General features: G+C 38.6%; 13 protein-coding genes. 3 read left to right on the top strand and 10 right to left on the bottom strand.

Annotated elements, in window-relative coordinates; genetic code table 11:
• Positions 1 to 53 precede the first annotated feature (53 nt).
• From ABS768_RS11270 to udk, 6 genes are all read right to left on the bottom strand, one after another.
• Positions 54 to 680: a carbonic anhydrase gene (locus tag ABS768_RS11270; RefSeq protein WP_408075063.1), complete on the bottom strand. Its 627-nt coding sequence runs from the start codon at positions 678 to 680 to the stop codon at positions 54 to 56.
• Between the two features lie 14 nt (positions 681 to 694).
• Positions 695 to 1,153 (bottom strand): YciI family protein, encoded by a 459-nt coding sequence (locus ABS768_RS11265; protein ID WP_408075062.1) that lies wholly within the window; start codon positions 1,151 to 1,153, stop codon positions 695 to 697.
• Positions 1,154 to 1,249: 96 nt separating this feature from the next.
• A complete protein-coding gene (gene scpA / locus ABS768_RS11260; protein ID WP_408075061.1) occupies positions 1,250 to 3,379 on the bottom strand; it encodes a methylmalonyl-CoA mutase in 2,130 nt (709 codons plus the stop codon).
• An 8-nt stretch (positions 3,380 to 3,387) separates the two neighbouring features.
• A complete protein-coding gene (locus ABS768_RS11255; protein ID WP_408075060.1) occupies positions 3,388 to 4,770 on the bottom strand; it encodes a methylmalonyl-CoA mutase subunit beta in 1,383 nt (460 codons plus the stop codon).
• A gap of 10 nt (positions 4,771 to 4,780) precedes the next feature.
• Positions 4,781 to 5,128 (bottom strand): FtsB family cell division protein, encoded by a 348-nt coding sequence (locus tag ABS768_RS11250; protein WP_408075059.1) that lies wholly within the window; start codon positions 5,126 to 5,128, stop codon positions 4,781 to 4,783.
• A 66-nt stretch (positions 5,129 to 5,194) separates the two neighbouring features.
• A complete protein-coding gene (udk, locus tag ABS768_RS11245; protein WP_408075058.1) occupies positions 5,195 to 5,803 on the bottom strand; it encodes a uridine kinase in 609 nt (202 codons plus the stop codon).
• A gap of 123 nt (positions 5,804 to 5,926) precedes the next feature.
• Here udk and ABS768_RS11240 point away from each other — a divergent pair, with 123 nt between their 5' ends.
• Positions 5,927 to 7,378 (top strand): alpha-amylase family glycosyl hydrolase, encoded by a 1,452-nt coding sequence (locus ABS768_RS11240; RefSeq protein ID WP_408075057.1) that lies wholly within the window; start codon positions 5,927 to 5,929, stop codon positions 7,376 to 7,378.
• A gap of 76 nt (positions 7,379 to 7,454) precedes the next feature.
• Here ABS768_RS11240 and ABS768_RS11235 read toward each other — a convergent pair whose 3' ends face one another.
• The 4 genes from ABS768_RS11235 to ABS768_RS11220 form a co-directional block, all read right to left on the bottom strand.
• A complete protein-coding gene (locus tag ABS768_RS11235; protein WP_408075056.1) occupies positions 7,455 to 7,928 on the bottom strand; it encodes a hypothetical protein in 474 nt (157 codons plus the stop codon).
• 458 nt (positions 7,929 to 8,386) lie between these two features.
• Positions 8,387 to 9,055, bottom strand: coding sequence for a response regulator (locus tag ABS768_RS11230; RefSeq protein ID WP_408075055.1), 669 nt, complete (start codon positions 9,053 to 9,055; stop codon positions 8,387 to 8,389).
• A 5-nt stretch (positions 9,056 to 9,060) separates the two neighbouring features.
• Positions 9,061 to 9,888: a sensor histidine kinase gene (locus tag ABS768_RS11225; protein WP_408075054.1), complete on the bottom strand. Its 828-nt coding sequence runs from the start codon at positions 9,886 to 9,888 to the stop codon at positions 9,061 to 9,063.
• 123 nt (positions 9,889 to 10,011) lie between these two features.
• Positions 10,012 to 11,598 carry a peptide chain release factor 3 gene (locus ABS768_RS11220; RefSeq protein ID WP_330442766.1) on the bottom strand — a complete coding sequence of 529 codons (1,587 nt, stop codon included), beginning with the start codon at positions 11,596 to 11,598 and terminating at the stop codon, positions 10,012 to 10,014.
• Between the two features lie 211 nt (positions 11,599 to 11,809).
• Between ABS768_RS11220 and ABS768_RS11215 the strand changes: the two genes are divergently transcribed.
• Positions 11,810 to 14,251 (top strand): immunoglobulin domain-containing protein, encoded by a 2,442-nt coding sequence (locus tag ABS768_RS11215; RefSeq protein ID WP_408075053.1) that lies wholly within the window; start codon positions 11,810 to 11,812, stop codon positions 14,249 to 14,251.
• A gap of 51 nt (positions 14,252 to 14,302) precedes the next feature.
• A partial coding sequence (locus tag ABS768_RS11210) for an Ig-like domain-containing protein (protein ID WP_456264637.1) occupies positions 14,303 to 15,516 on the top strand: 1,214 nt, incomplete at its 3' end.

Genomic DNA, 15,516 nt, shown 5'->3' with positions numbered 1-15,516 from the left:
ACAAGTAATTAGTAAGTAAATATACTAAACTTCGGGTGTCACTATGTTAATCTTTAGGTAATTCTATAGATGTCGGCAATACCTTTTGTAATAGCCTGGAAGTCGATTTTTAAATCTACAAGGTTACCTGTTCTAAGGTCAAAAATCCAACCGTGTACAGTAAGGTTACGGTTATTGATAGCTCTTTGTACCTCGGCAGTTTTAATCACATTAATACACTGTTCCTGCACGTTAAGCTCTACAAGCCTGTCATAACGTTTGTCTTCGTCTTCAATGGCGTTAAGTTCTGTCTTGTGTAAACGGTATACGTCACGAACGTTTCTTAGCCATGGGTTTAGTATGCCTAAGTCGGCCGACTCCATTGCAGCTTTTACACCACCACAGTTGTAATGTCCACATACCACTACGTGATTTACCTTTAGGAAATCAACAGCATAGTTGATAACCGACATTACGTTAAGATCACTGTTAGGTACCATATTTGCAATGTTACGGTGTACAAAAACATCACCTGGTTCAAGGCCCATAATCTCTTCGGCAGTAACGCGACTGTCAGCACATCCTATGTACAGGATTTCAGGCGACTGTCCTTTGGCTAAACTGTCAAAGTAAGACGGACTGTTTTTAAGTTGTTTGGCGATCCACTCTTTGTTGTTCTCAAATACTTTTTTAATATCCATTATATCTCAAGTTATCAGGGTTTCTTTTTTTCTATTTTCTCGTGTGTTTTAAGATACTCACCTAATGCAGCCGAACCATACCATTCGGTCATTTCGGCCTCAAGCAGTTTTTCTTTTACTGCAGGATCTGATTCCAGTAAGGCTTGAGCTTCTTCAATTGTTTTTACATTGAAGATAAAAATACCCCTGTAGCCTTTGTCGTTTTTCATAAAAGGACCTGCAACCACCAGTTTGCCCTCGCTGGCAAGACGCTCTATATTTGCCATGTGACCTCTAAACAGTTCGTTAAGTTTGGCTTGGTCTTCCACTTTGTTAGGGCCGGTTTTCAGTATAACAAAAACATATTGTTTCATGCCATAATCATCGGCACCCAGCGATTCGGCGAGTTCCTTATCATAATTAGGGTTTTCGGTTTGTGCCATAGCGGTAAAACCTAACGGAAGGAGCATTAATAGAAGCAAATGCTTTTTCATATAAGCGGGTTTAGTAGTTGTTTGAAAAGTAAAGTTACTACAAATACATAAAAAAACTCCGTTGATCTGGGCAACGGAGTTTTATTTTTATTGAGACTATTCAAATCCTTTGATAAGTACTTCCAGTATTTTAATAGCGGCCTCGCTGATTTTGGTTCCCGGACCAAATACAGCAACTGCCCCTGCATCAAAGAGATACTCGTAATCCTGAGCCGGGATAACCCCGCCTACAATTACCATAATATCCTCACGTCCGTATTTTTTAAGTTCGGCAATTACCTGCGGCACTAAAGTTTTGTGACCAGCGGCAAGTGATGAAACTCCTAAAATATGTACGTCGTTCTCTACAGCCTGTTTTGCTGCTTCGGCAGGAGTTTGGAATAATGGCCCAATGTCTACATCAAAACCAACATCGGCATAACCTGTTGCTACTACTTTAGCACCACGGTCGTGCCCGTCCTGACCCATTTTTGCAATCATTATCCTTGGGCGTCGGCCTTCCAGCTTAGCAAATTCATCTGCAAGCTGTTTTGCTTTTTCAAAGCTCTCGTCGTTTTTAATCTCTTTGCTGTACACTCCGCTAAATGATTTGATTTGTGCTTTATATCGTCCGAAAACTGTTTCCAGTGCATCACTAATCTCACCCAGGGTAGCCCTGTGGCGTGCTGCATCTACAGCAAGTTCAAGCAGGTTACCCTCGCCTGATTTTGCCGATGCGGTAAGTTTCTCAAGGCATTCGGTAACTTTTTGATTGTCACGGCTGGCCTTAATGCTGTCAAGACGTTCAATTTGCTGACGGCGTACAGTTTGGTTATCTACCTCAAGAATGTGAAGCGGATCTTCTTTCTCCAGCCTGTATTTGTTTACACCAACTATAATATCCTGTCCGCTATCAATACGAGCCTGTTTCCTGGCAGCAGCCTCCTCAATACGAAGTTTAGGTATACCTGCCTCAATAGCTTTGGTCATACCACCAAGTTCTTCAACCTCTTCGATTAAAGCCCAGGCTTTTTCGGCTATTTCTGCTGTCAGGCTTTCTACATAGTAGCTTCCGGCCCACGGGTCTACCGTTTTGGTTATTTTGGTTTCTTCCTGTAGGAATATCTGTGTGTTACGTGCAATACGTGCCGAAAAATCGGTAGGTAGTGCTATGGCTTCATCCAGAGCATTAGTATGCAGGGATTGTGTTCCCCCAAATGCTGCTGCTGCTGCCTCAATGGCAGTACGGGCCACATTGTTAAATGGATCCTGTTCGGTTAAACTCCATCCGCTTGTCTGGCAGTGCGTACGTAATGCCAGCGATTTTTCACTTTGCGGGTTAAACTGTTTTAGCAACTTAGCCCATAGCATACGGCCTGCACGCATTTTGGCAATTTCCATAAAATGGTTCATGCCTATAGCCCAGAAGAAGGAAAGGCGCGGAGCAAATTTATCTATCTCCATACCTGCTGCAATACCCGTACGGATGTATTCCAGTCCGTCTGCAAGAGTGTATGCCAACTCAATATCGGCAGTGGCACCGGCTTCCTGCATGTGGTAACCGGATATACTGATAGAGTTAAACTTTGGCATCTTCTGGCTGGTATATTCAAATATATCGGCAATAATTTTCATAGAAGGAGCAGGAGGGTAGATGTAAGTATTTCTAACCATAAACTCCTTAAGGATGTCGTTTTGTATAGTTCCCGAAAGCAGTTCCGGCTTAACACCCTGCTCTTCTGCAGCCACAATGTAAAAAGCCATGATAGGAAGTACGGCTCCGTTCATAGTCATGGAAACCGACATTTCGCCCAGCGGTATCTGGTCGAAAAGGATTTTCATATCCTCTACACTGTCAATGGCAACGCCTGCTTTACCTACGTCGCCCACTACACGTTCATGGTCACTGTCGTACCCTCTGTGTGTGGCAAGGTCAAACGCTACCGATAGTCCTTTTTGCCCTGCAGCAAGGTTACGGCGGTAAAATGCGTTACTCTCTTGAGCAGTAGAGAAACCTGCATACTGGCGAATAGTCCACGGGCGGCGTACGTACATTGTACTGTATGGCCCGCGAAGGTTAGGCGCAAAGCCTGCACCAAAGCCTAAATGCTCAAGGTTTTCAATATCTTCCTTACTGTATGTTTCTTTTACTTCAACACCTTCGGCGGTAACAAAATTGCTTTTTTGTTCTGCCGGTTTTGGGGTGCTGTTCGTATCAAGCTGTATGTGTTGTAAATTCTTTCTCATGTTACCTGTTATTCTGCACCTGTGTTACTTTTTTCATCTTCCAGCCTTTGCTGTTCTGCTTTTTCGGCAAGGCGCTTTTCTATAATAGGGGTAATAAGTGTTTTTCTCGGGTTGCTTTTAACAAACGGATAAAGCTCCAGGTCATGACTCATCCTGTCGTCTTTGTTGGGGTATTTGTTGGTTCCTAACAGTACCTCTTTACCGTTGTCAAAAAGTTCCTGTTCTTTTGCTGCGCTTTCCTGTATTTTACGCTGAATAATACCTTCTTTTAACTGGGTAAGGAATCCGCCTGCAGCTTCAATGTCCTTAAACAGGGCTAAGGCTTTTTCTGCAAGTTGGTGTGTAAGTTCTTCTATATAATAAGCTCCGTCTGCCGGGTTATTTACCTTATCGAAGTAACTTTCGTGTTTTAATACTAATAACTGATTGCGCGATATCCTGTCGCCAAACTCATTATCCTTATGATATAACACATCATAAGCCAGGTTGAAAACCGTATCAGCTCCTCCCAGTATCGCACTCATACACTCAGTAGTAGTACGAAGCATATTTACGTTATAGTCGTAAAGTGTTTTATTGCGCTTAGTTGGTGCGGCTATAATATGGCATTCCAGATTATGGTCGTATTCTTTAGCGATGAGGTTAAATAAAAGCCTCATGGCACGTAGCTTGGCAATTTCAAAAAAGTAATTTGTCCCTACAGCTACCTGTAGTACTATTGGTTTACTTATGGTAGCAACACGGTTAAAGTACTCGTTAACATGACCAAGGGTGTAGGCTATTTGTTGTACAATATTAGCTCCTGCATTTTGGTACAGGCTGCTGTCTACACTTAGGAAATGTATATTGGTACAGGCAATAGCTATGGTGTTTAAAGCTTCGAAGTCTTTTTCAAGATTTGTGAACCAGTTTCCGTCTTTAGTTAGCTGACCTATAGGGTCTAGTTGTACAAAGAAGGAAGCGTTTTTAGCTTTAGCAATGCTGTCCAGTTTCTTTACGAAATCGATTGAAAGGAAATTCAAATAAAAGTAAACCGGAACACTTTGTAAAGGAAGGCTGTTAGCCAGCTTCTCTACATCTATCTGCTCATTAGGGATGGTAAAACGTATACTTTCGGCACCACGATTAAGTGTTTCCTTTGCACGTGCTATTGATTTGTCCAGATCATGAACAAATATATTCTGGCAAATTTTAAACTGTGATGTGTGGGTAGTGACCTGTAGTGGTTTTTCAAACTCATCAATATGGTAAAACGGTTTTACCTTAATCCCTTCCGGGCTTTCCCAAATAAGAGTTTCATTATAATCGGCTCCTTTCAGCTCATACTGTATCTGTTGTTTCCATTGTTTGGACGATACAGGTTCAAATTCATTAAATAAATTTTCGCTCATGCGTACCATTTTAAAGCGATTTCGTGTCCTCATCAGGCACGTTATCTTCAAATTCTATGATATATATATCTTCATTCTCACGCTTCATGTAATACTTTTCGCGTGCATATTTTTCTGTCTGGTCAGGGTTGTTAAGTTGCTTAATACTGGCGCTATCCTTTTTTATTTCCTGAATGTAGTATTCCTTATTTTCTTCCAGTTCTTCTAATTCCTTATTAATAGCCCTGTTTTCAAAATAGGAATAATTATCAAGGAACATAAGCCAAACGGCTAAACCAATAAGCACCAAAACGTATTTGTTTCCTAAGAATTTAAGGAAAGGATAACGGGTGATTAATTTGCCAAATGGTTTTTTCATCAGTACATTGATAATTTACTTTACAAAGTAATGGTTTTTTTTGCAAATTATTCAGTGAATTGGCCTTTAAAGTATACGCTGATTAATTACCGCCCTTACCACATCAATAGCAACTGTGTTATACCTGTCATGCGGTATAATGATATCGGCATAAGCCTTGGTAGGCTCAATAAACTGTTCGTGCATTGGTTTAAGGGTGGTTTGATACCTGTTTAGTACTTCTTCCATATCACGGCCCCGTTCGGCAATATCGCGCCTTAACCTTCTTATAAGTCTTTCGTCAGCATCGGCATGAACATATACCTTAATGTCAAACATTTCCCGTAGTTTCGGGTCAGAAAGTATAAGTATACCTTCTACAATCATTACCTTTCTGGGATGTGTTATTATTGTATCTCCGGTACGGTTGTGAGTAACGAAAGAGTAAATAGGCTGTTCTATGGTTTTACCTTCCTTAAGCTCTTTAAGGTGCTGGGTTAAAAGTTCAAAATCAATAGATCTTGGGTGGTCAAAATTAATTTTTATCCTTTCGTCATAACTTAGGTTTGAGGTTTCCCTGTAATAGGAGTCCTGAGAAATAATGCCTACTTCTGTAAGCGGAAGTTCGTTCATTATCTGGTGTACTACGGTTGTTTTTCCGCTTCCTGTACCACCTGCAATCCCAATAATAAGCATAGCAATCAGTTTTCCTTGTGACTTTGCAAAAATAACAAAATAACCCTGTGTTTTTAGATTTGGAAATGTATTTTGGCTTAAGTCATGGTCAAATAATATTATATTTGGAACAAAACTATTGTTATGCTAAGAAAACTATTACTAACACTTTGCCTGTTTGTTGCTTTTGGGGCTTTTGCTCAGAGAGAAGTAATCTATCAGGTTTACCCAAGGAGTTTTTATGATACCAATAAAGATGGTTATGGCGACCTGGAAGGGGTGAGGCAAAAACTGGATTACCTGCAATGGCTGGGTGTAAATACTATTTTACTTACACCAATATATGAAGCCGATGATATTATGAATTATTACGCTTCCAATTGGACTAAGGTTGATGCTACCTATGGGGCCTTTAAAGGTTACAGAGATTTGATACAGGAAGCACACCGCAGAAAAATGAAAGTATATCTTGATTTTGATTTGCGTTACGTTACAGAAAAACATGACTGGTTTGCTAAAAAAGAGGAATGTAAAAACTGCCTGTTACCGGATAATAATATAGACTATGTATCGCTTACCGGAGAAAATGGTAAGACTTATGCTGTAAACTTTAAAGAAGCTAAGGTTAGGGGAGAGATAGTGAAGATGCTGGAATACTGGATAAACCCAACTAACAGCCCTATTTATTATGCAGGTGCCGATGGTTTAAGGTTTAGCAATGTTGCCGATGAGTTTGAAGGGCAGAAAAACCTGTTAAGGGAATTTTGGGTTCCGGTGATAAAAGGTATTAAGGACTTTAGGGCAGATGTAACTGTTATGGCTTATCCTGCCGATGATAAAGCGCAACCTGCCGACTTTTATAATGTAGGATTTGATGTGGTTTTTGATGCCAATTTAAATACTGCAATAAAGTCTTTTGATAAGGGAAAAATTGAAACGGCTGCCTTTTCTTTAATCCGTAAGGATAGTATGCCTGTAACAAAGAGAATTGCTGTGTTTACTGATGATAATTACGTTGGACGATTTTCAACAATTAGAATTACAGACAACAGACAGGTAAAGGTGGTTTCGACTCTTAATTTACTGTTAGGAGGTATGCCTTCGGTTTATTACGGGCAGGAAACAGGCAGTGTTCAGATTGATGAACTGGCAGGTACAGAGGCTATTAACTGGTCTGTTAAAGATTCGGTATCCGGTAATGCTGTATGGTTTAATCCTTTAACTGAATCAAAACAAATGGTAATGAATAAAGTGCCGGTAGATGAACAGATAAGAGATAAGGCTTCTGCCTGTAATTTTTTCAGGGAAATAATCAGGAATAAAAACCTTCAGCCAGCCCTTGCCTTAGGTAATTATGTACTTGTTACAAATACAAACGAAAATGCAATATCTTTTTTAAGGGTGTTTGAAAATGAAAAGATATTAGTTGTTGTAAATCTTTCTGATGAAAGGCAGGCAGTTTACATTGAGCCGCAAATGAATTTAAAACTTAATAATACCAGAATGCTAGTAGGCGATGAATCATGGAATTTTAAAAGAGGGGGGAGGATTACTATGTTGCCTCCTTATGCTATAGCGGTTTGGAGATTTAACTGATGATTAGATTTTAAGATATAAAAAACGAAAGCCTCCTTTAAAGGAGGCTTTCTGTTTTTCAAAGTAAAGTAGGTAGTTAAATATTATGCAGGGTTATAGCGGCTAAATAGGATACCCTTTTGTTCCATTCATCCGTTAGGCTGAACTGATTAGAAGGGATACGCCATATTTTAGTTTCATAAATACACTTGCCGTAGCTTTCCAGTTCTTTAGCAGTTGAGTAATCTTTTAACTTCTCTAAGCCTCTCATGGCGATAATGGCCAGATGAGGTTTGATGTTGAGTCCCATAACCGAATCCATGATATGGGAAATTTTTTTACGTTGTTCGGTAGGGCAGTTGGAAACCATCAGGATATTCTTTTTTCTCACAGTTACCAGATAGGTTCCGTCGCTAATGTCGGCAGATGAAGGGACAGGTTCCATGAATGTTCTTCCGGTTTCATGGAAATACAGCCTTCGTATAGATTCAGGCTTGAGTTTTTTGCAAACCGCATTAATAGTCTCAGCCTTGCCAGAGCTTCGGGACCCTTTGATAATAATGTACTTCATAGTGGAAATTGTTTTGGTGATTACATAACAAAGTACAGAGGCGATTGTTAGCCATTTCAAATACACGCATAAACATAAAGTCCAAATATATTGAACCATATCCAGCTGTTTTTTCCATGTTTTTAGATACTATCATAAACATATGTGGCTAAAATTAGCACAGCACTCTTTTAGAGAGAGCAATTACTGCCTCTGGTTAATTCTCTTTTTGGGTCGTTTATAGTGAGAAGTGTGTATTCTTTATATTTTGACGTACTCTTTTTTATCTCTATTTTTTTCAAATAAAACTAAGAATACGCTCTTTTTTTCATAAAAAAATATGAATTAATAGCTTGTTTCTACTCAAACTTACTATTTACGTATTTAAATGCCTTACGGTTTTCCGTAAGTTTTATTTTTCTTTTTCAGACTTATATATAAGTATATAAAAATCTATTATTTAAATTAATATTTATTTTTTAAATAATACCTAAATCTTTAGATATAGCTACCAAATGGATAGTGTTTTTAGCTTTAAAAAATATTTTTAGTTTGTTTATCCTTTTTTCAATACTGCTTATACTGGATGGTGATTTTCCCTGTTTTTTTAATAGGTAGCTTATTTCATCCTGAGTAAGACCTTGTGATAAATTACGTATCAGCTCTATGTCAAAGTCCTCTATTTCAAAGAAAACATCATCTTTAAGTATCTGGCTTAGTTTTGGCGAAATATACACACTTTGTTTTTTGGAAAGTGCATCTATTGCTTCTATAAGTTCCAGAGTACTTTCACGACCTTTTGTTATATAAGAGTTTATTTTATACTCCTCAAACAGTTGCTTAATTCTATATGGTCTGTTTTCTATAGAGTAAACAATGATATTTATATCCGGCTGTTCGTACTTAATGCTTTTAATAAGTTGCTCGCCGGTAGTTATTTTAGATTCTCTGTGATCTTCAATAAATGAAAGATCAGTAATTACCAAATCATATGGAGCTTCTTCAATAATCCCTTTCTTGATTTTTAAAAAAGCCTCATCACAATATTTGGAACTGGTTATATTAACATCGTATTTTTCCTTAAGGGCTGTACGTATCCCAAGGTTTACGCTGTCTATGTCTTCTATTATTAGAATTTTTTTGAACATAAAGGTCATGAGGGGTAACTTAATGTCAGGCTTAGTCCCTTGCCTGGCTTTGGTTCAAAAGTAACTTTACCATTTATAGAAACCATACGGTTTTCCACATTTGATAATCCATTTTTGGTAGTATTTGGGTTATTTACCAATCCTTTTCCGTTATCGGAGTAACTAATGCATATCCTGCTTCCTTTATGCCTGAATTGGATGACTACTATAGAGGCGCTGCTATGTTTCCTCATATTTGTCATTAACTCCTGTAAGGCTCTGTAAGCTGCTATTTTTTTAGACTCGCATACTTTAACCCAGTTAATACTGTCAATATCTTTTATGATAATATTAATTTCAGGTGTCTGATATTCATTAAGCATCAGCTTAAGCTGTTTTTTATAGCCGTTTCCGGTATCTATATTGTTTATTTCTCTGGAAAGATTTCTGCTTTTATTATAAATAAAGTCGAGGTCAGAAAGTAGTTTTTCTTTGTGTGTCGGGTTGTTGAGGTCTTTAACAGAAGCATAGCTAAGTACATTGTATACCTCGTTTGCTATTTCATCATGAACTTTTTTTGCCAGTTTTGTTTCGGTTTCATATGACGACATTATTTTCTCCTTTTTCACTTTGGTTTTAAAAAATGAAAAAAGTAAAATAATCAGGATGACCATAAAAATTACTGTTATGAGTAATATTTTAACCTCAGTATATTGAAGTGACAATACAGGTATTGTAATGTTAAATGATGGTTTATGGGTATAAAAATCCCATAGGGATATTTTTACCCATAAACTATGTTCGGTAAGGTGCGAAACAACTTCCTGAGCTGTTTGCAAAAATTGCTTAATCATCTAATGATTGAATTAAATTAATAATGGCTTTAAGGTCAGACTGCCATTTTTATTAATTCACCCGTATCTCTCTATACGGGGCGTTATTACAGTGATTTTAGCTAGTTTTTTGTAATAAGTCAATCAAAATTCAGATGTAAAGAACAACTTAACTGTTGGGTATTTTTGCTGCGTCATTTGGATGGAGAAATCAGAGTCTGCCAAAAATACGAGCTGTCCGTATTTGTCTTTGGCAAGAAACTTCTGTTTAATTCTTTTAAATTCGGCAAATTCTTCATTCTTAGAGTCTTCCGGTTTTACCCAACATGCTTTAAATGCCGGGAAGTTCTCATAAGAACATTTTGCACCATATTCGTGCTCAAGCCTGTACTGTATAACCTCATATTGAAGTGCACCTACAGTACCAATTACCTTACGGTTATTCATCTCCAGGGTAAATAACTGTGCTACCCCTTCGTCCATAAGCTGGTCAATACCTTTTTCCAGCTGTTTGGCTTTCATTGGATCGGCATTGTTAATGTACCTGAAATGTTCAGGAGAAAAGCTTGGTATTCCTTTAAAGTTCATTATTTCACCTTCGGTAAGGGTATCACCAATCTTAAAGTTTCCTGTATCATGAAGTCCTACAATATCACCCGGATAAGAGATATCCACAATCTCTTTTTTCTCGGCAAAAAATGCATTAGGACTTGAGAATTTTAATTTTTTATCTAATCGTACATGAAGGTACGGTTTATTTCTTTCAAATGTGCCCGAAACAATTTTAATAAATGCAAGCCTGTCCCTGTGCTTAGGGTCCATGTTAGCATGTATTTTAAATACAAAGCCCGAGAATTTTTCTTCATTAGCACTAACAGTTCTGGTGTCAGAATCTTTAGCTCTTGGTGATGGCGCAATTTCTATAAAGCAGTCTAAAAGTTCCCTAACACCAAAGTTGTTTAATGCCGAACCGAAAAATACAGGCTGTAGTTTACCTTCAAGATATGCCTGCCTGTCAAACGACGGATAAACCTCATCGATAAGTTCCAGTTCTTCCCTAAGTCTTGTTGCGGGAGCCTCTCCTACAATTTTTTCAAGTTCAGGATTGTTTATGTCTGAAAAGGCAATTGTTTCTTCAATATTTTTACGGCTGTCTCCGCTAAAAAGGTTTATGTTCTTTTCCCAAATGTTATATATACCCTGAAAATCATACCCCATACCAATAGGGAAACTAAGTGGTGTAACGGTTAGTCCCAGTTTTTGTTCCACTTCGTCCATAAGGTCGAAGGCATCTTTACCTTCACGGTCAAGCTTGTTAATGAAAACCAGCATAGGGATGTTTCTCATTCGGCAAACCTCAACCAGTTTTTCCGTTTGTTCTTCAACCCCTTTTGCAACGTCAATTACCACAATAACGCTATCTACAGCGGTAAGTGTTCTAAAGGTATCTTCGGCAAAATCCTTGTGACCTGGGGTGTCAAGAATATTTATTTTTTTGTCTTTATAGTTAAATGCCAAAACAGAGGTAGCAACAGATATACCTCTTTGTCTTTCAATTTCCATAAAGTCGCTGGTAGCGCCTTTTTTAATCTTGTTACTTTTTACGGCTCCGGCTTCCTGTATGGCACCACCAAAAAGAAGAAGCTTTTCGGTAAGTGTTGTTTTACCCGCATCGGGGTGTGAAATAATTCCAAAAGTCCTTCTTCTTTCAATCTCTGTTTTAAAGCTCATTATCGTTTACCTCGAATTTCATTAAAATCTACATTGCAAAAATAGCTTTTATGCGCAAAAAACAGAATTAAAACGCTTTGCATTTCGTCGATAAAATCATGCAGTTTGTCGATACTTTTACGATATTAATAACACATCTCTTTGATTGCTGATAATGTGGGTAATTTAATGTCAGTTTTTAGGAATATTGTTGAATTAATACTAATATTTTATGATATTGAATATTACCCCAAACCAATTAAAAACCCTCACTTTTTTCTTTGTTTTTGCGCTTTTTTCGCTTTCTCAGGAAACACAGGCACAAACGAGGGTATATGCCAATGCGGCTACTATATCAAACGCGTCTCACGTGGATAATCCGGCAAATGCATATGATGGCAACCTGGCAACTTTTGCCAATGTGAAAACTAATTCGGGCTTATTAGGCCTTGGAGCGTATAACGGATATATTGAACTACAGTTTCCAAGTACGCTTCCGGCAAACACTACATCTTACGTTAAAATACAAACGGAAGATGATTTACTTAACGCACTTTTGGGTGGTAGTCTTGGAGGGTTATTGGCAGATGTTCTTGGACTGGTATTAACCGGTAGTCAGGAATTTACTGTTCAGGCCAGAAATGGAAGTACGATTATAGTACAGGGTGATAGTCAGGACGGAGGAGAATTTGCTACAGATCAACTTACTATTGTAACCGATCCCAACGGTGATTATTTTATAAGGGTTACACCTACTGCTGCTTACGACAGGATAAGAATAATAAACAGATCGGGAGTTTCATTACTTGGATTAGGTGTTGAAAAAGATATGTTTGTGTATGATGCTTATTATGTTGAAAATCCTGCTAACTGTGGTACTGCAGCCTTTACATCTTATAGTGGGTCTGGGCTTACACTTGATTTATTAGATCTTGGAGGAGCCGGTGTTCAAAACCCTGAATTTGCGATAGACTCTGATGAAAGTACTTTCTCTACTTTAAGTATGGGAGTAGTAGGGGTTGGTTCTTCCATAGAACAAACTGTTTATTTTGAGGGCGAATCAATATCAAGTGATGAGTTTACCATGCAAATAAGGTTGGCCCAAACATTACTCGATGCAAATGTTATAAACAGTATAAGTGTTCAGTCGTATAATGGGGCTACATTGGTACAGGATGTAAGTCTTTCCACACTTTTAACCTTAAATCTTTTAAGTCTTAATGGTGGTGAAATCACCTCGATACCTTTAACACCGGGAGCACCTATAGACAGGATAACATTAACGTTTGAGTCGGTAATAGGTTTGTCAGTATCTCAAAATCTAGACTTCTTTGGTGTTGTAAGAACAGCGGCAAGACCTGAAATAACAGATCCTGATACACTGGATGCTCAGGGATGTGAAGGTAGTACTATAGATTTGTTTGCTGATACTGATGTGGCAAACGAATTAAGATGGTATGATGCCGAAGAAGATGGTAACTTACTTGCTACAGTAGCTTCGGGAGATCCGTTTACTACACCAACGCTTATGACAGATGTTACTTATTATGTGGCAGCAGCAAGAATAGGCTGTCCGGAAGAATCGTTAAGAATAGCGGTAGATGTTACAGTGAATAGTGTAGCTACACCAACAGGTGATGCTGCTCAGTCGTTCTGTTCCTATGGAGGGGCAACTGTGGGAGATTTAATAGTAAACGAATCTAACGTTGTGTTTTATGATGCCGATACAGCAGGTAACCAATATCTTGATACCGATGCCTTAACAGATGGAACTGTTTATTATGCAGCCATTCAGGATGCTGTTACAGGTTGTGAGAGTGCAACAAGATTTGCTATTACAGTAACTCTGGATGACCTGTGTGATGTAACACTTAATGTAAAAGTGCTTTTACAGGGAGCTCTTTATGGTACCGGAACGGCAATAATGAGAGATGATTTAAGAACACAGGGACTTATACCGGTAAATCAGCCGTATGATGATTCAATGGACGCAAGATTTACTCATGTAGGCGGAGGCAGCGAAACAACAACCAATACTATAATCAATACAAATGCAGGAACATCTGACGCTATAGTTGACTGGATTTTTATTGAAATAAGAGATACGCCTACTAATGTATTCAAAACTGTATCGGCACTTCTGCAAAGAGACGGAGATGTTATAGCTTCAGACGGAGGTCCGCTTGTAGTTAGTGGCTTGCCTGAAACTTTCTATATCTCGGTTAAACACCGAAACCACTTTGGGGCTATGGGGTTAAATGCACTTACAGTATTAAATAGTGAAGTGACTATAGATTTTACCACAATAGACGATGCCGACTTATACAGTCTTTCAGGGTTTACGGGTAGTAATGCAATGGTAACAGTAAATAGTGTTAAGGCGCTTTACAGCGGAAATGCTAATTATGATGATCATGTAAAATATGATGGCGCTGCAAATGACAGGCAGGTGCTGGCCAGCCAGGTGCTTAATCATGAATTAAATACTAATCAGGTACTAAACTTTTCAAGTGCAACCGGATATTTATCGGGAGATGTGAATATGGACGGTAAGGTGCTTTATGACGGTGCGGGTAATGAAAGAGTTATAATCCAGAACATTATACTAACCTATCCTTTAAATACCAATGGACTAAGTAATTATAATGGTATGGTAGAACAGATTCCACAATAATAATGGTCTAAATTTTTCATCGTCATTCCCTAACCTAATGCATTGCACGCTATGAAAATTTTTAAACTAAGAATAATAATACTTTTTACAATGCTAATAAGTACTACATATTTTTATGGACAAAACGTCGAATTTACTATTAAGTTCGACGAGGCTTCCTGTACATATGGAGTATATGCCACACCAGATTTTACTAATCCGACATTTATATTCGCAGGGGGTAGCCAAATCTCAATTGTGGTACCTGCCAGTGTTGATAATGCTATACTGGATATTACAACAAATACTTACGGGTGGGCCGATAGTTCACAAATATATGCCCCTGCAGCAGATACATCCAGTGATTTTCACGGAGTATCGGCAAATGGCGGGGTTGTCAGTTTTACCTCAGGAGTAGAGTTGCTGATGTTTAGTTTTGAACTTCCTAATAGTGCCTGTTGTGCACCGGGAGTAAGGTTGTTTGATAATGCAACCGATCCGCAATCAACTGATTCCGGTATGGGTGGGGGAGACTTTAATAACTATTTTGCAGATGCGCTTTTATTTACTGATTACTACAATGGTAATTATGGTGATTCTATAAGTATACCGGCTCCAACCGGAGATGCTGCTCAGGCTTTTTGTACAATTGACAGCCCAACAGTGTCGAGTTTAGTAACTAATGAAGCTGATGTGGTTTGGTACAATCAGTCCTCGGGAGGTACTGCCTATGCAGGTACAGATAACTTAGTAAACGGCACTATTTACTATGGAGCCCTTGAACCGGGAAGCTGTGTAAGCTCAAACCGACTGGCAGTAACGGTTACTTTAAATACTACTGCGGCTCCAACAGGAGATGCTGCTCAAAACTTCTGTTCTCAGGATACACCAACAATTGCTGACTTAGTAACCAATGAAGGCAGTACAACCTGGTACAATCAGGCATCAGGAGGTACGGCTTATAATAGTGGCGACGCCCTTAGTGACGGAACAATTTATTATGGAGAAATAACCGCAAACGGTTGTGTTAGTACTTCAAGATTTGCAGTAACGGCAAATGTGTATACTACAGCAGCACCAACAGGAGATGCTACTCAGAACTTCTGCTCTCAGGACACCCCAACAATTGCTGATTTAGTAACTAATGAAGGCAGTACAACCTGGTACAATCAGGTATCTGGAGGTACGGCTTATAATAGTGGTGATGCTCTTAGTGATGGGACAATTTATTATGGAGAGATAACCGCAAACGGTTGTGTTAGTACTTCAAGGTTTGCAGTAACGGC

Origin of the sequence: Flavobacterium rhizophilum (assembly GCF_046000485.1) — a bacterium.
Taxonomy (GTDB): domain Bacteria; phylum Bacteroidota; class Bacteroidia; order Flavobacteriales; family Flavobacteriaceae; genus Flavobacterium; species Flavobacterium rhizophilum.
Note: the sequence above shows the minus strand (reverse complement) of the source record. Positions and strands in the feature narration are given on the sequence as shown.